Origin of the sequence: Lysobacter sp. CCNWLW3, assembly GCF_036697405.1 — a bacterium.
Taxonomy (GTDB): domain Bacteria; phylum Pseudomonadota; class Gammaproteobacteria; order Xanthomonadales; family Xanthomonadaceae; genus Lysobacter.
Genome location: NZ_JBAHWA010000006.1, coordinates 187611 through 205861, shown reverse-complemented (window position 1 = coordinate 205861; position 18251 = coordinate 187611). Strand labels below are relative to the sequence as shown.

The following is an 18251-nucleotide window of genomic DNA, read 5'->3' as shown; positions in this document are numbered from 1 at the left end:
CCAAACAGGCATCGAGGACATCGCCATGGCCAGCAAGGCCCCCTTCCCGCTCGACGAACAGCTCTGCTTCGCCCTGTACGGCGCCGGCATCGCGATCAACCGCGCCTACAAGCCGCTGCTGGATGCGCTGGGGCTGACCTACCCGCAGTACCTGGTCCTGAGCGCGCTGTGGGAGAGCGACGGGCTCACCGTCGGCGCGATCGGCACGCGCCTGGCGCTGGAGCCGAGCACCATCACGCCGCTGGTCAAGCGCTTGGAGCTGGCCGGCCTGGTGGAGCGGCAACGCAGCGCGCAGGACGAGCGCCAGGTGCACGTGCGCCTGACCGCGGCCGGCCGCGAACTGCGCGCCAAGACCCGATGCCTGGCCGAGACCCTGGGCCAGCGCTCGGGCATGAGCGCGCAGGAGTTGGGCGCGCTGAATCGGCAGGTGCAGCGCTTGCGCGATGCGCTGTCCGCGCCTTTGGAGTGAGCCGGGGCGGCGCGCTCGCCTGCGCATAAGCTCGAAGTCGAACGCAAGCCGGAAGTGCAGCGCGGATCGAATGCCGCGCTCGCCGACCGTAGAGCGCTAGAGCGCGCTGACCATGACGTAGTAGCCGTCGGGATCGCGCAGGGCGAACTCTTCGGTGCCGGTGTTCGGATTCACGTTCGGTTCCTCCGCCAGTGTCGGCACCAGTGCCCGTGCGCGCAGCAGCGCCTGAGCGAAATCGTCGACGCGAAAGAACAGCAGCAGACCGTTGCCCGGCGTGGCCTGCTCGGGGCTGGTCAGGCTGGGATGCTCGTGCGAGCCCCAGGCGTGCAGGCACAGCAGCACCGTGCCGTCGCTGTCGAGGATCTGGCCGAAATAGCTGTGCGCGGGCGCCGTCGCCGGCAGCCCCAGCAGGGATTGGTACCAGCGGAAACTGGAAGCCACGTCGGCGACGCCGATGATCGTCCATGTGCGTTTCATGAAGTCCTCCTGGTTCGGGCGCGGCGATGATTCAGCCCGACGCCTCGGATCGCGATGCGTGCACGCCATGCATGCGATGCAAGCCGGCCCGCCAGTCGAGCAGATCGCGGAATTCCCGGGCCAGCGCCGCGTCGTGCCAGCACGCGCGCTGCGCGGGGCCCAGGGCTTCGGGGCCGGAGGTCGGCACCACTGCTTCCAATAGCACCGACAGGGTGATGTCCGCGTAGCCGAAGCGCTTGAGCACGTAGCCCGTGCCCGAGCGCGCCAGGCCCTGGCGCAGCTCGAGCAAGGCGTCGCGGTGCGCGTCGCGAAAGGCCAGGTGCGCGTACTTGCGGTCCAGGCGTCGCGCCACCCGCCGCGCGACCGGCCGCAGCAGGAAGCGGCCGCGGGCCGGCAGGAACGGCACCGACTCGTCCAGGGCGCGCCCGTCGGCGAGCACGGCGCGGACCACGCGCGTCCTGGCGGCGGCCAGACCGCGCTCGCTGATGTCGTCCCATGCTTGGATATCGGCGAACTCGCCCAGACGCGCGTCGCCCGCGCACCGCGCCGCGTGTTCGGCGATCTTCCATGAGCCCTGGATCGCGCGCTCGCGCGTCAGCAGCACCGGCACCGACACCGGCCGCCGCCATTGGCCCAGGCGCCAGCGCAGCCAGGGCTCGCTGATGCCTGGAGTGTATTCGCGATAGCGGTAGCCGACGCCGCAGTGGTCCAGCGCCCATCGCGCCTTGAGGGTCCACGGAGAAAAGGCCTCGCCCACCAGCACTGCCGTGTCGTCCATCGTGAGTCGATCCTGGCCGCGGCCGTCGCCGCATCCCAGACGCCGCGGCGTCCGTCTCGGCACGAGTATGCGCCTTGTCTTGCGACCGCATCCGTCGCATCCTGAGGCGGTGAAGAAATCGCCGCCGACCGCCGCCGAACTCGCCATCCTGCGCATCCTGTGGCGGGACGGGCCGGCAACGGTGAAGCAGGTGCACGAGGCGGTCTACGCGGGCACGGACACCGGCTACACCAGCGCCCTGAAGATCCTGCAGAACATGCTGGCCAAGGGCCTGGTCTCGCGCAGCACCGATGCGCGCCAGCACGTGTACAAGGCCTCGGTCTCCGAACGCCCCACCCTCAACCGTCTGGTGCGCGGCTGGATGGACAGCGCGTTCTCCGGGTCGTCGCTGGCGCTGGCCATGCAGGCGTTGGATGCGCGCCCGATCGACCGACAGGAATTGGCGGAACTCAAAGCTGTCATCAAGCGGCTAGAAGCCGGCTCCGACTAAACCGCGGCCGATCGACCATGACACCCGCGACGCTGGCCTACGTCTTGGAGCTGCTGGCGTTCGCTTTGGGCGGGACGCTGCTGCAGGGATGCCTGCTGTGGTTGTCGTGGCGTTTGCTGAGCCGGATCCTGCCGGTCTCCAGGCCCGGCCTGCGCTATCGCATCGCCAGCGCCCACTACGCGCTGCTGGCGGCCCTGCCCTTGCTGACGATCGCCGGCTTCCATCTGCTGTTCGCCACCATGGGCGGCGAGATCTCGCGCGAGAAGCCGGCCGTAGAGCTCGCGCCGCTGGCGCACGATGCGACCTACCTGAATCTGCTGGCCGCGCTTGCGGCGTGCTGGCTGCTCGGCGTCGCCCTGCACCTCGCCAAGCTGGTCGGCGAACTCAGGCGCCTGGCGGCGCTGTCCCTGGGCGCGCCGCCGGCGGCCCTGGTCGCCGCCGTCGATCGCCTGCGCAGGCGCTGCGGCATGGCTGCCGGTATCGAAGTCCGCATCGCGCGGGTCGCCGGCCCGCAGGTCGTCGGCCTGCGCCGCGCGCTGCTGATGGTGCCGGCGGATTTCGCGACCGGCCTGGCCGAGGCCGAGCGTGAGGCGGTGCTGCTGCACGAGTTGGCGCATGCGCGCCGGCGCGATTTCGCCTGGAATCTGCTGCAACGGCTGGGCCTGACGCTGGTCTGGTTCCATCCCGCGGCCTGGGCGCTGTACCGCGGCCTCGCCTTCGAGCGCGAAGCCGTTTGCGACGCCGCGGCCGTCGGCCACGGCGCCGCGCCGGGCAGGCTGGCGCAGGCGCTGTTGCGCCTGGCCGAGGGATCCGGCCGGCGGACGGTCGCGATGGCGTCTTCCGGCGGCGCCGCCTTGAGCGAACGCCTGCATCGCCTGCTGGCGCCCGCCGCGGCACCGGCCTCCCGGTTGCGGCGCGCCGCCGTCGCGGCCGGCGTGCTGGCCGTATGCGGCGTCGCGGCGGGACTCGCCGAGCCGGGGCTCCACGCCGCGCGCATGCGCGAGCTATATATCGCCAGCGGTTTCGGGCCCACGGTGGTCGTCAATGCGCGCGATCCGGCCGGCCGCTTCGCCTTGCGCATCCGCCAGGGGCGGGTCGTCCAGGCCTCCATCGAGCAGCACTCGGTGCCGGCCGAACGCATCATCCAGCACGGCGACACCGTGGTCCTGCTGGGCTCGAACCGGCGCCCCGCCGTGTCCTTGCGGGTGTTCCCCAATGGCCGGATCCGCTGGAATGCGCGCGGCTAGCACTCGCCGCAACCCTGTTATACGATGCGCGTCGTAGATAAATACGACAACCATCGTAGAGAGACCGCATGGACCTGCTCGCCGGCATCACCCGTCTTGCCCTGGCCATCGCCGTGGGCGCCTTGCTGGTTCCCGCACCGGCCGGCGCGGCCGCGGACCCGGCCGAAGCCGCGCGCGTCTTCGCCGAAGCCCAGGCCCTATGCGACCGCGACGGCGGCCAGCTCTGGGGGGCTTCCTTGTGCGGCCCGATCCTGCTGGTCGATTACACCGACCGATCGGTGGTGGCCAACGCCGCCGATGCGCAGGGTCAGTTGGTCGCCACCGGCAAGGTCTACACGGGCACGCTGCCCGACAGTGTGATCATCGCCAACACCCCCACCGAATGGGCGGGCGTGCGCTGGACGCAGTTGCTGTGGCCCCTGCCGACCGAGGACGGCAAGCGCCATGTGCTGATCGCGCACGAACTGTTCCATCGCATCCAGCCGGGCTTGGGGCTCAGCCGCAACGAAGTCGGGAACCGCCACCTGGACACGCTCGAAGGCCGCTACCTGCTGCAGCTGGAGTGGCGCGCCCTGGCCAAGGCGGTCGGCGCACCGACGCCGGCCGAGCGCCGGGCGGCCGTGGCCGACGCGCTGCTGTTCCGTCGCGAGCGCCATCGCCTGTTCCCGCAGGCGGCGCTGGAGGAAGGCCTGCTCGAAATCAACGAAGGCGTGCCCGAGTACACCGGCGTGCGCCTGGGGTTGAGCGATCCGCAGGCGCGCATCGCCTACGCGCAATACGACCTGTCCGCGTTCGCGCAGGCGCCGAGTTTCGTGCGCTCCTTCGCCTACGCCACCGGCCCCGCCCTGGGCCTGTTGCTGGACGAGACCGACCCGGCCTGGCGCGGCAAGCTGGGCTCCGGGCAGCGCCTGGACCAGCTGCTGAGCTTGGCGATGCGATTGCCCGATTCGGACCTTGGCACCCTCAAGACGCGCGCCGCACAGTACGACGACGGGACGCTGCGGGCGTCGGAAGAATCGCGCGACCGCCAGCAGCGCCGACAGGCCGCGGACTGGAAGGCGCGCCTGGTCGACGGCCCGGTGCTGATCGTTCCGCTCAAGAAGAGCAACCGGCAGTTCAACCCGCAAACCCTGGTGCCGCTGGACGAGTTGGGCATGGTCTATCCGACGATGCGATTGACCGGCGAATGGGGCGCGCTGGAAGTCGAAAGCGGCGGCGCGCTGCTCACCGCCACGCAGGCGACGGTGTCCGCGTCCGGCATGGACCGTACCGCGCTCAAGGGCGAGGGTTGGCGGCTGGATCTCAAGCCGGGCTGGTCGGTGCGGGCCGGCGATCGAAACGGCGATCTGATCGTGGCCCCCACGGCCGAGAAATAGCCCCATCGGCGATGCGCCCGACGCGGGGCCCGGCACAGCCGCGCATCGGGTGCTGCGGCCGGGCGATCCGCCACTTGCGCGTCAACGCAAGCGAAACGGCGGCCGCGGAACGTCCTCGCAGGCGCTCGATTCGATGCCTCGCGTCGAGCCCTCGCGTACGAAGCGCTCGTAGCGCCGGGCGATGCAGCCGCTCCATTCGGTGTGGCCCTGATTGCGCGCGACGATCTCGACGCGATCCGCAAACGCCTGCGCGACCCGCTGCGTGAACCACAGCGGCGATGCGCCGTCGCTGTCGCCGGAGACGAACAGGACGGGCCGCTGCGAGCGCGGCGGTCGGCGGTATTGCGCGGGCAAGGCGGGCTTCGGCCAATGCGCGCAGGCGGCCATCTGCTCTCGCACCCGGTAATCGCCCAGGAAGGTGCCTTGGGTCTGCGCGGCGATGTCGCGTTCGTCGATGAAGGCCACGTCTTCGCGGCAGGTCACGGTCAGGAACAAGCCCACGCTCAGCGCCGATGGCATGTCGCGCGCATTGTCCAAGATGCCGTCGACGATGGGAGTCCAGTTGCCCGCATGGGCCTGGTGGATCAGCCAGGGCAGTTCCGCGGCGGTGGCGGGGCGATAGAGGCGCGAACGGAACCATTCGGCGACCCGGCCCTGCGACAGGCGTATCGCGGCATCGCTGCCCGGCGGCGCCAGCTTCGCTTCGCCCCGGGCCAGGCGCGCCGCGATCGCGCCGAACTCCTCGCGCAGCCGAGGAAACGCCGCGCGGCAGTCCGCGTCGGCCTCGCAGGAACGCAGCATGCGCTCGAGCTGGTCCTGCGCGGTCTTGGCCATGGTCATGGGCGTGGCCACGTCCAGCGGCACCACGCTGCCCAGGTAGGCGGTACGCACGCTGTCGGGATACAGGCGCATGAACACCTGCGCCGCCCGCGTGCCGTAGGAACCGGCACTGAGGTTGAGGGGGCCGTAGCCCAGCGCGCGCCGCACGCGTTCGAGATCGTGGGCGACGTTTTCGTAGGTGTACTGGCTCAAGTCCGCGCGCGCGCGCAGCTCGCGCGCGCAACGCTGCGCCGCCTCGGGCGGAAACAGATGGTGCAGGCGGGTCGCGGTATCGGCGCCGGCGTGCAGGTCGCAGCGCAGGGCGCCGGAGCGGCCGGTGCCGCGCTGGTCCAGCAACAGGATGTCGCGATGGCGGCGCAGCCCGGGGAGCCGCTGCGCGTACACCGCCGCCGCGCTGATGGCGTCCTCGCCAGGACCGCCCATCAGCGGGACGATGGGATCGCTCGTCGCCGCGCCCTGCGTGGCCGGGAGCACGGCGAAATGCAGGGTCAGCCGGCGGCCGCGCGGGCGGCCCGCGTGTTCGGGCACGTCGAGTTGGCCGCAATAGGCGCGCTCGGCGAGGCCGGGCAGTTCGCAGGGCTTGAGCTCGCGCGCGGATCCGTCCGCTGCGCGCTGGATGCGCGCGGCGGAGGGACCGCCCGCGAATGCGGATGCGCAGCAGGCGGTCAAGGCCAGGATCGCCGCCGCCGTCCGTCCAACGCTGCCGTGCAGGCTCATCAGCGCACCTCCTGCGTTTGCCGTTCGCGCGGAATCGATGGATAGCACCAGTCGGGACGCGCGGTTGCGACGGCGCTATGCGCGCGGGCTTCGCGACCGCGGCCATTGGCCCAGCGGCGCCATCGCGTTTCGCGCTGCGACGCGATTGTCCGACAGCGCCCGCCTAGCCGTGATGAAGCCCGTCTGGCGGTGGCCGGCCAGCGCGCCCGAATACGGCGGTCATTCCTTCAGGTAGTAGGTCACCGAATCGGCCTCGGGGATCGCCACCGTCAGTCCGCGCACCTTGCCCCAGGCGTCGCGGCGGAAATCGAACACGATGGTGTAGATGCCGCCGTAGACGTAGCGCGCGGGTCCCAGCGAATGCAGCGCCACCGGCTGCTGCTCGCGTCCCGGCAACAGCAGTTGGACGGCGTCGCCGGCGACGTTCACGCGCAGGGCGCCGTAGTCGAAATTGTCGGCGGTGGCGCGACGCAGGTCCATCGGCACCTGGGTGTCGAGGCGGTACGCGCCGATGAAGTCGGAAGACGGCGGCAGCCGCGGCGCCACCGCCTGCACCGACGGATGCGCGCCCGGTGCGATCGCATCGGCCAGGGCGTTGCGGATTTCGTCGATCAGCGCGCCGCCGTTGCTGGCGTTAGTCAGGACCACGTAGCCGTCGCCGGTTTCCGGATAGCCTTCCATGAGCGCCAGGTAGCTTTCGTTGGCGCCCATGTGGAAGAAGTAGCGGTCCGGGCCCGAACCTCCCAGGCGCGGGCCGAGGCCGAACACGCTGGGCGAGACCTCGGTCATCATCGCGGTGGCCAGCGCCTGCGGCAGGAAGTCGCCGCGGCCCTGGTAGCTCTTGATCAAGCCGCCGACCAGGCGGCCCAGGTCGTTGGCGCTGGTCCACAGCCCGGACGCGCCGCCCTCGCCGAAGCTTTCCCAGCCGCGCGGCAGCGCCACCGGGTCGCCGTCGCTGTCGTGCGCCTTGGCGATATTGCCGTGCGCCGGCGAGAGCGGACTTTCGAAGGTGCTGCGGCGCATGCCCAGCGGCGCGAACACCTGTTCGCGTGCCAGCGCCTGCAGCGATTGGCCGCTCACGTCTTCGAGCACCAGTTGTTCCACGGTGACGCCGCCGCCGGAGTAGTCCACGACCGAGCCCGGCACATGCTTGAACCGGACCGGCTCGCCCTTGGCAGGCGCCTGTCCCTCGAGCACCTGCACCAGGGTCGGCAGCGGTTCCTGCGGCTGGTAGTCGGCGAAGCCGTGCACGCCCAGGCCGGAGGTGTGCGACATCAGCATGCGCAGATTCACGCGCGGCTGCGGCGGCTCGGCGGAGGCCGGCAGCTTCCAGCGCTTGAGGTAGTCGCCTACGTCGCGATCCAGATCCAGCCGGCCCTGCGCGACCAGGCGCAGGCCGGTGGCCGCGGTCGCCACCTTGCTGATCGATCCCACCGAGAACAGGGTGTCGCCGTCCACCTTGTCCTGGGTGCCGGCCTCGCGCAGGCCGTAGCCGGTGGCGCGCACGACCTCGCCGTTGCGGATCAGCGCGATCGCCACTCCGGGCACGTTGTAATGGCGCATGCGTTGCGCCAACGACCAGCGCGGCGGCGCTTCGCCCGCGGCGATCACGCTGGGGCGCAGGCCGTGATCGAGGGCCGCGAAGGGATCCGCGGCCGCCGGCGTCTGCGCCTGCAGCGGCGCCGCCGCGGCGCAGACCAGCCAGGCCAGGCCGCGCAGGCGCATCGCCCAGCTCGCGCGCGATGCGCCCGATTCACGAACGATAGAATCGATAGGCATGGCGGAGGCTCCTTGCGGGTGAACGGAACACCACCATAGGCGCCGCCGCCGTCCTGGCGATGTGCCGCTGGTAACGCGCGGACACCGGCCTGCCGCAGCGCCGGCGCTTTGCGCTAAGCCGTTGCCGCGCTCGCCGCGCGACGGGAGGCGTAACGCCCGTACATCACCACGGCGGCGGCGGGCAGGTACATCATCAGGCCGTACATCAACGCCGGCACCGCGATCTGCTCGGACTTCATCAGGCTCAGGGCGAGCAAGGCGGCCAGGGTGGCGTTCTGCACGCCGACTTCGATGCCGATGGTCAGCGCATCCGGCAGGCTCAAGCGCATCAGACGGCCCAAGGCGACGCCGCCGGCGGTGGCGCCGCAGGCCAGCGCGAAGGCGGGCAAGCCGACGCCGCGCAGCAGGGTCGGCAAGCGGTCCCATTGCTGGACGATCAGCGCGACGATGATCGCGAACAGCACCAGCAGGGCGAAAACGCCGGTCCATTTCTCGATCCGCAATGCGAACGCCGGCACGAACCGGCGCACGCCCATGCCGACCAGGATCGGCACCAGTACCAGCGCGGCCAGGTGCAGCGCGGTACTGCGAAACGGCACCTGCAGGTCCGCGCGTTCGCCGGCGAACCACTGCAAGGCCAGGTTGACCAGCAAGGGCACGCTCAGGAAAGTGACCAGGCCGCTGATCACGGTGAGGCTGACCGCCAGGGCGACGTTGCCGCGCGCCAGATAAGTGAGCGCGTTCGACGAGGAACCGCTGGGACAGGCGGCCACCAGCACCAGGCCGACCGCGAATTCCGGCGGCAACGCGAACGCCCAGGCGATGAAGAAACCCAACGCGGGCAACCAGACATAGTGGCCGAGCACGCCGACCAGCACGGGCTTGGGGCTTTGGCCGATGCGCAGAAAATCCGCGGGCGTCAGCGACATGCCGATGCCGGCCATGATCAGCGCGATCGCGATCGGCAGCAGCACCTGCAACAACTGGCTGTTCTGCATACCTGTTTACCCCTGCGCTGAAGATGGGACGACGGGATGGCCTGCGAGCGCCGCCATCGGGATTGATGCCCCGAACCGGCGGCCAGGTCAACCGCGGGTCGCGCTCAAGCCGTCGCCACGCGCTCGGTCCGGTCCAATCGCGCCTGCACGAGACGGGCCAGTTGCTCGGCGTAGCGCAGGTTGAGCATCAGCGCGTGCTCGCAAGGCAGGTCGTGCACCTGCAGCGCGCCGCGCACGTAAGGCGCCCAATATTGCGGCGAATGCGGGGCCGGCCCGCGCGGCGGCGCGGCGCGGATCAGCAGCAGGTCGCAATCCAAGGGCACGGGCCGGTAGCGGTCGGCGATGGCGAAGGTGTTGGCGCCGGTGTCCGGGTCGAACAGGATGGGGGAGATGTCGTAATAGCCCTCTTCGATCTCGGCGATCACCCGCGGCGGCGCGCGCGCGGCGCCGTCGCCCTCGTCGTGCCCGTCCGGCCCGGCGCCCTCGTCTTCGGTCTCCAGCTCCGGCACCAGCGCCGGCTGCGATTCGGCTTCGAACTGTCCGGGGAAGAAGTCGATCACGCACAGCAGCGATACGCATTCGCCTTGCGCCTCCAGGCAGGCGGCGACGGCGCTGGCGATGGCGCCTCCCAGGCACCAGCCCAACAGCCGATACGGGCCTTCGGGCTGCAGCGCGCGCATCTGGCGCACATAGTCGGCCGCCATGGCTTCCACCGATTCGGGCAGATAGCCGGCCTCGCGCAGGCTGCGCGCCTGCAGGCCGTGTATCGCATAGTCGCCGCCGAGGTAGCGCGCCATGCGCCGATAGGGCCAGCTCAGGCCGCTGCCCGGATGGAAGCAGAACAAGGCCGGCCGCGCACCCGCACGGATGCTCAGGACCGGCGCCAGCAGAGCCGGCGGAATCTCGGCCAGGATGGGCGTATCGCCGTCGTCCTGGTCCGCGGCCGCGCCCAGGCGCGCCGCGCTGCGGTGCGCCAGCACCTGACGCGCCGACACCGCCAGGCCTTCGCGCGCGGCCAAGGCCGCCACCCGCACCGCACTGAGGCTGTCGCCGCCCAGAGCGATGAAATCGTCGTCCGGACCGATCACGTCCGCGTCCAGGCCCAGCACCTCGGCGAAGACCCCCGCCAGCACTTTCTCCTGCGGCCGCCACGATACCGGCGCGCTGGCTGCGCCGACGGCCGGCTCGGGCAGCGGCAATGCCGCGACGTCGACCTTGCCGTTCGCGGTCAACGGCAGCCGCGCCAGCACCAGCCATTGGGCGGGATGCATGTAGTCGGGCAACTGCGCCGCCAGCGCTGCGGCGGTGGCGCGCAACCAGTCGGCATCGTCGTCGCGGGCATCGGCGCGCGCCACGTAGGCGAGCAGGCGCTTGCCGCCCGCGCGGTCCGCGACCGCGCGCACCGCCGCCTGCGCCACGCCCGGCAGCCGGGCCAGGCGCGCTTCGATCTCGCCCGGCTCGACCCGGAAGCCGCGCAGCTTGATCTGGCGGTCGGCGCGGCCGAGAAAGCACAAAGCCCCGTCGGCGCGCCGCAACACACGGTCGCCGCTGCGATAGAGCCGCTCGCCCGGCGCACCGTAGGGGGCGGCCACGAAACGCTGCGCGGTCAGTTCGGGACGCCGCAGGTAGCCGCGGGCGACGCCGGCGCCGCCGATCCACAGTTCGCCGGCCACGCCCGGCGCCACCTCGCGCTGCGCCTCGTCGAGCACGCGCACATAGCCGCCGTCCAGCGGCAGGCCGATCGGCACCTCGTCCTCGTCGCTGCGCAATCGAGGCAATTCGCACAAGGTCGCGAAGACGGTGGTCTCGGTGGGGCCGTAGCCGTTGAGCACGCGCAGGCCCGGGCAGCTGACCTGCACCCGGCGCACCGCGGCGGCGGCGACCGCGTCGCCGCCGGCGATCACCTGGCGCAGCCCGCGCAGGCTGGACGCGGCCTCGGCCGCCAGCGCGTGGAACAGGCCGGCGGTCAGCCACAGATCGGTGACGCCGTGCTCGGCGATCGCACGCCGCAGCGCGCTCGCGTCCAGCGCGCCCGGCGGCGCCACCACCACCGCCGCGCCGTTGAGCAGCGGCGTCCACAGTTCGTAGGTGGACGCATCGAACGCGGGCGAGGAATGCAGCAGCACGCGCGCATCGGCGGCCTCGCGCCAGCGGCGGTGACGCGCGAAGGCGACGACGTTGCCGGCCGTGGTGCAGATGCCCTTGGGCCGACCGGTCGACCCGGAGGTGTACATCACATAGGCCAGCTGCGCGGGATCGTCTTCGCGCCGCGGCGCAGCGACGGCGTCGGACAAGGGCGCATCGGCATCGACGGCGAGACGCTCCAGGCCCTGTGCGAACACGGGCGGCGCCGCGCCAGGCTCGTGCAGCACGATGCGCGCGCCGGTCTCGGCCAGCATCCGCCGCTGCTGCTCCGGGGCGGCGCCGACGTACAAAGGCAGATAGGCGCCGCCGGCCTTGGCGATCGCCAACAGCGCGATCGGCAGCGCCAGCGAGCGTTCCATCCACACCGCCACCAGCTGTTCCGGCCCCACGCCCAAGACCTGCAGCCGCCGCGCCAGATCGTTGGCGCGCGCATCGAGTTCGCGGTAATCGATCCGCCTGGCGGCGGCGATCAGGGCGGTACGCGTCGGCGTCAGCGCGGCCTGGCGTTCGAACGCGGCCGCGGGCGTCGCCGGCTCATCCGGCCTGCCTGCTTGCCTGGATTGCCGACCGTCCATGCCGCTCTCCGCGCAGTCCCTGCGCCCGCGATCGATGGTAACGGCAAAGCGGCGCGTCCACTACCGGGCGGGCCGCGCCGACGGAATGCGGCGGACGCGCGCGTCAGGCGGGCGCGCGGTCGGCGACGCCGCTCACGCCGGCGTGCTTGGCGCAGTGCGCGCAGCAATAGAAGGCGCTGCCGCTCTCCACGCCGTGGCCGATGATGGGGCAGTGGCAATGCGCGCAGCGCGGCGCCAACGCGTAGATCGCGCATTCGAAGGAATCGAAGGTGCCGCCGCGGCCGGCCGCCATGTCGACCCGGAAGGACTTGTCGTAGTCGTTGCCGCAAACGTCGCAGATCGCCATGACGCGCTCCCGTCGGAAACTGCCGACCACCCTAGCCGCCCGCGGGTTAAGCGCGACTGTTGCCGGCGTTAGCGCGCCGTGTACGGGCGCGCCCGGCTCAGGACTTGGCTGGCGCCACCGGCGGCTTGACCCGCACCTTGTCGCCCTCGGCCAGCAAGGCGTTGGGCGCCTGCACCACGGTCTCGCCGGGCGCCAGCCCGGACACGATCTCGATCTCGCCGCCGAGGTTGCGGCCGAGACCGACGCTGCGGAACTCCAGGGTCGAATCCTTGCGCAGCGCGACCACGCGCGGGCCGGCGCCGCCTTGAAGCACCGCCGAAACCGGCACCAGCACCGCGGGCGCCGCGCGCGCCACTTTCAAACGCACTTCGCCGACCATGCCGGCGGGAATGCGGCCGTCGGCATTGGCCAGGCGCAGCTCCACGCGCATCGCGCCCAACTCGCGCGACAGGCTCTGCGCGCTGCGCGCGACTTCGGCCTGGAAGGTCTCGCCCGGCAGCTCCGGGAAACGCACTTCCGCCTGCAGGCCGGCATGCACCTGCAGCGCCGCGCTCTGCGGCACGTCGACCACGATGCGCAGGGGATCCAGCGCGCTGATCTCGAACATCGGCGTCGCCGAGGCGGCCGAGTCGGCGACCACGCGATCGCCGCGTTCGATGTTGCGCGCCGAGACTACGCCGGCGAACGGCGCGCGCACGCTCTGGAACGCGCTGCGCTCGCGCGCGCTGGTCAGGCGCGCCTCGGCGGCCGCGCGCGCGGCGTCGGCGGCATCGCGATTGGCCTTGCGGTCGCTGTACATCTCCTTGGAGATCGCACCGGAACCCACCAGGACCTGGGCGCGGTCGAAGTTGACCTGGGCCAGTTCGCGGTCGGCGTTGGCCTGGCCGAGGTCGGCGACGGCCTCGCGCACGGCCTGATCGACTTCCGGCGCCGAGATCGTCGCCAATACCTGCCCGGCGACCACGCGATCGCCGAGATCGGCCTGGCGCTCGCGCACGAAGCCGGTGGCGCGCGCATAGATCTGCGCCGATTCGCCGGCGTAGGCGCGCGCCGGCAGGCGCAGTTCGAGTTCGCCCTCGGCGGCTTTGGCGGGCACCGCCAGCACTTCGGGCAGGCCGCGCGCCGGCACGGTCTCGGCATCGCTGCGGCCGCAGCCGGCGGCCAAGGCGGCGGCGAGGGCGATGCCCAGGGCCAGTGCGGTGCGCGCGGCGATATGCGCGCTAGGGTCGGTCTTCGTCTTCATGGCGTCGCTCCTGCCCCGGCGATGCCGGCGGCGGCGGTGGATTCGGCGTGCGCGTGTCGCGCGGCGCGCCGTTTGATATGGCGGCCGAGCACGGCCAGGATCGAGGGCACCAGCACCAGTGTGGCCGGCGTGCCGAACAGCAGGCCGCCGATCACCGCGCGGCCCAGCGGCGCGTTCTGTTCGCCGCCCTCGCCCAGGCCGATCGCCATCGGCACGATGCCCAGCACCATCGCGCTGGCGGTCATCAGCACCGGGCGCAGGCGCACCGCGGCGGATTCGTAGGCGGCCAGTTCGGGGTCGTGGCCTTCGGCGATCAGGCCGCGCGCGAAGCTGGTAACCAGCACGCTGTTGGCGGTGGACACGCCGATCACCATCATCACGCCCATCAGCGCCGGCACGCTCAGCGGCGTGCCGGTGACGAACAGACCGACCGCGGCGCCGGCGATCGCCACCGGCAGGCCCGACATCGCCACCAGCGGCTGGATCCAGGACTGGAAGTTCACCACCAGCACCAGGAACACCAGCACCGCCGACATCAGCAGGCCGGCCGCGAGTTCGCCGTAGGCGCTCTGCATCTCGCCGGCCTGGCCGGCGATCTCGATGCGGTTACCGGGCTTGAGGCGGCCTTCCATCTCGTGGGTGATCGCGGTCAAACGGTCGTAGACCGAACCCAGGTCGGTGCCCTGCACGTTGGCCAGCACGCTGATCGTCGGCGCCAGGGTGGTGCGGCCGATGCTGGCCGGCACCGTGCGCGGGGTGACCGTGGCGATATTGCGCAACAGCACGGCCTGGCCGTTGGGCCCGATCCGCAGCGGCATGTTCAACAGGGTGTCGATGTCGCCCAGGCGCGCCGGCGGCGCCTGCACCTGCACGGTGTAGGCGATCGCGTTGACGGTGTCGGTCCAGTACACCGGCGACACCGTGCCGGCCGAGCCCAGCACCGCCAGCACGGCGCGGCTGGCCTGCTGGGTGTCCAGGCCGAGCTGGGCGGCGCGGGTGCGGTCGATCCTGACCTGGTATTCGGGCAGGTCCAGGACCTGGCGCAGGGCCACGTCGACCGCGCCGGGCACCTGGCGCAGGCGTTGTTCGATCTCGCGCGCGAGGGCGAGGTTGCCGGCGACGTCGCGGCCGACCAGGCGCACCTCGAACGCGGCCGCGGCGGAGCCGGCCAGGGTCCGGCTGGTCGCGTCCGGCGGCCGCTCGAACACCTTCACGTCGGGGAATTTCTGGGCGATGCGCTCGCGCACCTGGCGCAGGTAGACGCTGCTGGGCCCGTGCGGACTGCGCAGCTGCAGCATCACCTCGGCTTCGAAGGAACCGACCACGGCGCTGTCGACCAGGGCCAGGTTGACCGCGTCGGGCACGCCGATCTGTTCGTAGACGGTCTGCAGTTCCTGCGGCGGGATGATCTTGCGGATCTCGCGCTGGATCTGGGTCAGGCGCGCCGAGGTTTCCTCCAGGCGCATGCCCGAGGGCATGCGCACCTGCAGGCGCAGCTGGCCGGCATCGACTTGCGGGAAGTACTCGCGCCCCAGCAGCAGCGCCGAGCCCGCGCCCAACGCGACCAGCAACAGCGCCGCCAGCGCCAGCACGCCGCCGTGGTGGCCCAGCCGCAGCAGCAGCGCGTGGTGGCGCTCGCGCAGGCCGTCCAGGGTGTGCTCGACGCGGTGGTTGAGCGCCAGCAGCGCCTTCTCCGGCGCCCAACGCGGCTGCTTGCGGCTTTGGATGTCGGCCGGCAGCAGCAGATAGCACAGCACCGGGATCAGGGTGCGCGAGAGCAGGAACGAGGCCGCCATGGCGAAGATCACCGCCAGCGCCAGCGGCGTGAACACCCAGGCCGACAGGCCGGTCATCAACAGGATCGGCGTGAGCACGATGCAGATCGCGACCGTGGAGACGAATTCCGGGAACACCACCTCGCGGGCGCTGTCGAGGATGGCGGTGCGCACGTCCTTGCCCAGGGCGATGTTGCGGTTGGTGTTCTCCACGTCGACCACCGCGTTGTCGACCAGGATGCCGATCGCCAGCGCCAGGCCGCCCAGGGTCATCACGTTGAAGGTGTAGCCCAGCAGGTGCAGCAAGGCCACCGAGGCCAGCAGCGCCAGCGGTATCGCCGACAGCACGATCAGGCTGGAGCGCCAGGAGCCGATGAACACCAGCACCACCAGCGCCACCAGCAGGCCGACCAGCAGCGCTTCGTGCTGGATCGAGCCGATCGCGTGGTCGACGAACACCGACTGGTCGAAGATCGGTTCGATGCGCATGCCCGGCGGCGCCGAGGCCTCGATCTCGGGCAGGCGCTCGCGCACCGCGCGCACGATCTCCACCGCCGAGGCGCCGCCCAGCTTGATCAGCGCCACCGACACCGCGCTGGAACCGTCCATGCGCGCGACGTTGGTCTGCAGCGCGCCGCCGTCGCGCACCGAGGCGACGTCGCGCACGTAGATGACGCTGCCGTTGCGGGTGACCACCGGCAGGTCGAGGAATTCGGCGGCGGTCGCCGGGCTGGTGTCCAGCGAGATCTGCAGCTCGCGCGCGCCTTCGCGGATCGCGCCCGAGGGCAGGGTCGGGCTGCCGCGCTCCAGCGCCGTGGTCACGTCGTTGGAGGTCAGGCCGTAGGTCTGCAGCGCGGCCGGGTCCAGGTCGACCATGATCTGGCGCGCCGCGCCGCCGTACGGCAGGGTCATGCGGATGCCGGGGATGGTCTGGATCTGCGAGCGCAACTGCAGGCGCGCGTAGTCGTAGAGCTGGGCTTCGGTCAGCGAATCGGAGGACAGCACCAGCTGCAGCACCGGCGTGCTGGAGACGTTGTTGCGCACCACCAGCGGCGGCGAGGTGCCCGGCGGCATGCGCCGCAGGATGGTTTGCGAGACCGCGGTGATCTGGCCCAGGGCGCGGTCCAGGCTGACCGTGGGCTGGAAGTCGATGCGCACGATGCTGGCGCCGTTGATGGTCTCCGAGCGCACTTCCTTGAGGTCGTCGACCGTGTTCATGATCGCGACCTCGGAGAACGAGGTCAGCTTGGCCGCCATGTCCGCCGCCGGCAGGCCGTTATAGGTCCAGACCAGGTTGATCGAGGGGATGCCGACCTCGGGCAGGATGTCGGTGGGCATGCGCCGCGCCGACATGCCGCCGAACAGCAGGATCAGGATAGCCAGCACGCCGATGGTGTAACGGCGGTCGAGCGCGTATTGAACGATCCACATCGCGACGTATCCCGGTGCGAGGGAACCTCGGCCGGGGCGTCGGGGCGGGCGCAGGCGCGCTACGCCGGGACGGGACCGGTCGGGTCGGGGGGTGAAACTACGTTAGGCGCCCAGGCCCCCGCGCAGTTAGTACGATGCTGTCGAATCGTTGCCCAATCCTGCAATTTCGCCGGCCACCCCTGCCTAAGGGCAGGATCCGCAAACATAATCCCCCCATCCCTGCCGGATGCTGGAAGCCATGAACGCCAACACTTCCGCCGAGTCTGCCGCCCGCAATGGGGTTTGCGCCCCGCAGGCGGAGCTGGCCGACCGGATTGCCCGATTGACCCTCGAGGACGGCGTGCATCCGACCGCCGTCCCGCAGCTGTACCTGATCCGCTCCAGCACCCCGACGCCGTGCAAGCCGACCCTGTACGAGCCGCGTTTGTGCATCGTCGCGCAGGGCAGCAAGGTGGCGATGCTGGCCGGCGAGACCTACCACTACGACCCGCTGAACTACCTGGTGGTGTCGGTGACCCTGCCGATGATCGGCCAGATCACCGAAGCCACGCCGGACAAGCCCTATCTCTGCCTGCGCCTGGACATCGACCCGGACGAGATCGCCGCGCTGATCCTCGACGCCGGCCCGCAGGCGCCGTCGACCGGCATCGACCGCGGCCTGTACGCCGCGCGCGTGAACGCGCCGCTGCTGGACGCGGTGCTGCGCCTGATGCGCCTGCTGGAAACGCCGGCCGACCTGCCGGTGCTGGCGCCGATCGCGCTGCGCGAGATCTTCTACCGCGTGCTGGTCGGCGACCTCGGCCACCGCCTGTGCGACCTGGCGATGGCCGACACCCGCTCGCACCGGATCGCGCGCGCGGTCGAGATGCTGCGCCAGCAGTACCTGCAGCCGCTGAGCATCGACGACCTCGCGCAGTCGGTGCACATGAGCACCTCCTCGCTGCACCACCAGTTCAAGGCGGTGACCACGATGTCGCCGCTGCAGTTCCAGAAGCAGCTGCGCCTGCACGAGGCGCGCCGGCTGATGCTGATCGACGGCATCGAGGCGGTCGCGGCCGCGCACAAGGTCGGCTACGAAAGCGCCTCGCAGTTCAGCCGCGAGTACAAGCGCCTGTTCGGCGCGCCGCCGCGTTCGGAGATCGATCAGGTGCGCAGCGCGCGCCTGGGCTGAGCGCGCCGGCTCAGTCCATGCATACGGCCTCGACGTTGTGGCCGTCGGGGTCGATCAGGAACGCGGCGTAGTAGCTCGGGCCGTAGTCCGCGCGCAGGCCGGGGGCGCCGTTGTCGCGGCCGCCGGCCTGGACGCCGGCGGCGTGGAAGCGGTCGACGCTGGCGCGATCGGGCGCGCGCAGGGCGATGTGGCTCTGGCCCTGGGCGGCGGCGTCTTCGTACAGCCACAGCGCGGGCGCGCCGGCCGGGCCGAGCCCGGCGCCGCCCTCGTAACGCGAGTCCAAGCGGTGGCCGAGCGCGCCCAGCGCGGCTTCGTAGAAGCGCAGGCTGGCGTCGAGATCGCGGACCTTCAGGCCGATATGGTCGTACATGGCGGAACCTCCTCGAATGGAGGC

At 71.3% G+C, this 18251-nt stretch carries 15 protein-coding genes; 5 read left to right on the top strand and 10 right to left on the bottom strand.

Annotated elements, in window-relative coordinates; all coding sequences use genetic code 11:
* Positions 1-25: 25 nt before the first annotated feature.
* Complete coding sequence (locus V1318_RS12525) at positions 26-469, top strand: MarR family transcriptional regulator (RefSeq protein ID WP_332940013.1); 444 nt, start codon at positions 26-28, stop codon at positions 467-469.
* 96 nt (positions 470-565) lie between these two features.
* On the opposite strand, the gene V1318_RS12520 is transcribed toward V1318_RS12525, so the two are convergent.
* Both V1318_RS12520 and V1318_RS12515 read right to left on the bottom strand, forming a co-directional pair.
* Positions 566-946 (bottom strand): VOC family protein, encoded by a 381-nt coding sequence (locus tag V1318_RS12520; RefSeq protein WP_332940012.1) that lies wholly within the window; start codon positions 944-946, stop codon positions 566-568.
* A 31-nt stretch (positions 947-977) separates the two neighbouring features.
* On the bottom strand, positions 978-1724 hold the full coding sequence (locus V1318_RS12515; RefSeq protein WP_332940011.1) for a glutathione S-transferase N-terminal domain-containing protein: 747 nt from the start codon (positions 1722-1724) through the stop codon (positions 978-980).
* A 109-nt stretch (positions 1725-1833) separates the two neighbouring features.
* Between V1318_RS12515 and V1318_RS12510 the strand changes: the two genes are divergently transcribed.
* The 3 genes from V1318_RS12510 to V1318_RS12500 all read left to right on the top strand — a co-directional run bounded on the left by V1318_RS12510 (position 1834) and on the right by V1318_RS12500 (position 4837).
* Positions 1834-2214, top strand: a complete 381-nt coding sequence (locus tag V1318_RS12510) for a BlaI/MecI/CopY family transcriptional regulator (protein WP_332940010.1) — start codon at positions 1834-1836, stop codon at positions 2212-2214.
* A 17-nt stretch (positions 2215-2231) separates the two neighbouring features.
* The gene (locus tag V1318_RS12505) at positions 2232-3461 is read left to right on the top strand and encodes a M56 family metallopeptidase (RefSeq protein WP_332940009.1); all 1230 of its coding nucleotides are present in this window, start codon (positions 2232-2234) and stop codon (positions 3459-3461) included.
* Positions 3462-3529: 68 nt separating this feature from the next.
* A complete protein-coding gene (locus V1318_RS12500) occupies positions 3530-4837 on the top strand; it encodes a hypothetical protein (protein WP_332940008.1) in 1308 nt (435 codons plus the stop codon).
* Between the two features lie 81 nt (positions 4838-4918).
* On the opposite strand, the gene V1318_RS12495 is transcribed toward V1318_RS12500, so the two are convergent.
* The 7 genes from V1318_RS12495 to V1318_RS12465 form a co-directional block, all read right to left on the bottom strand.
* Positions 4919-6394, bottom strand: a complete 1476-nt coding sequence (locus V1318_RS12495) for an alpha/beta fold hydrolase (RefSeq protein WP_332940007.1) — start codon at positions 6392-6394, stop codon at positions 4919-4921.
* A 219-nt stretch (positions 6395-6613) separates the two neighbouring features.
* Positions 6614-8173 carry a serine hydrolase domain-containing protein gene (locus V1318_RS12490; RefSeq protein WP_332940006.1) on the bottom strand — a complete coding sequence of 520 codons (1560 nt, stop codon included), beginning with the start codon at positions 8171-8173 and terminating at the stop codon, positions 6614-6616.
* 113 nt (positions 8174-8286) lie between these two features.
* On the bottom strand, positions 8287-9171 hold the full coding sequence (locus tag V1318_RS12485; protein ID WP_332940005.1) for a bile acid:sodium symporter family protein: 885 nt from the start codon (positions 9169-9171) through the stop codon (positions 8287-8289).
* 104 nt (positions 9172-9275) lie between these two features.
* Positions 9276-11891, bottom strand: a complete 2616-nt coding sequence (locus tag V1318_RS12480; RefSeq protein WP_332940004.1) for a non-ribosomal peptide synthetase — start codon at positions 11889-11891, stop codon at positions 9276-9278.
* 103 nt (positions 11892-11994) lie between these two features.
* A complete protein-coding gene (locus V1318_RS12475; RefSeq protein ID WP_332940003.1) occupies positions 11995-12237 on the bottom strand; it encodes a hypothetical protein in 243 nt (80 codons plus the stop codon).
* A 97-nt stretch (positions 12238-12334) separates the two neighbouring features.
* A complete protein-coding gene (locus tag V1318_RS12470) occupies positions 12335-13480 on the bottom strand; it encodes an efflux RND transporter periplasmic adaptor subunit (RefSeq protein WP_332940002.1) in 1146 nt (381 codons plus the stop codon).
* Positions 13477-16686: an efflux RND transporter permease subunit gene (locus tag V1318_RS12465; protein ID WP_332940001.1), complete on the bottom strand. Its 3210-nt coding sequence runs from the start codon at positions 16684-16686 to the stop codon at positions 13477-13479. Before V1318_RS12465 ends, V1318_RS12470 begins: the two co-directional genes overlap by 4 nt.
* A gap of 238 nt (positions 16687-16924) precedes the next feature.
* Here V1318_RS12465 and V1318_RS12460 point away from each other — a divergent pair, with 238 nt between their 5' ends.
* On the top strand, positions 16925-17857 hold the full coding sequence (locus V1318_RS12460) for an AraC family transcriptional regulator (protein ID WP_332940000.1): 933 nt from the start codon (positions 16925-16927) through the stop codon (positions 17855-17857).
* Between the two features lie 10 nt (positions 17858-17867).
* Here the strand turns inward: V1318_RS12460 and V1318_RS12455 are convergent, their stop codons facing one another.
* A complete protein-coding gene (locus tag V1318_RS12455) occupies positions 17868-18227 on the bottom strand; it encodes a VOC family protein (protein ID WP_332939999.1) in 360 nt (119 codons plus the stop codon).
* Positions 18228-18251 lie beyond the last annotated feature (24 nt).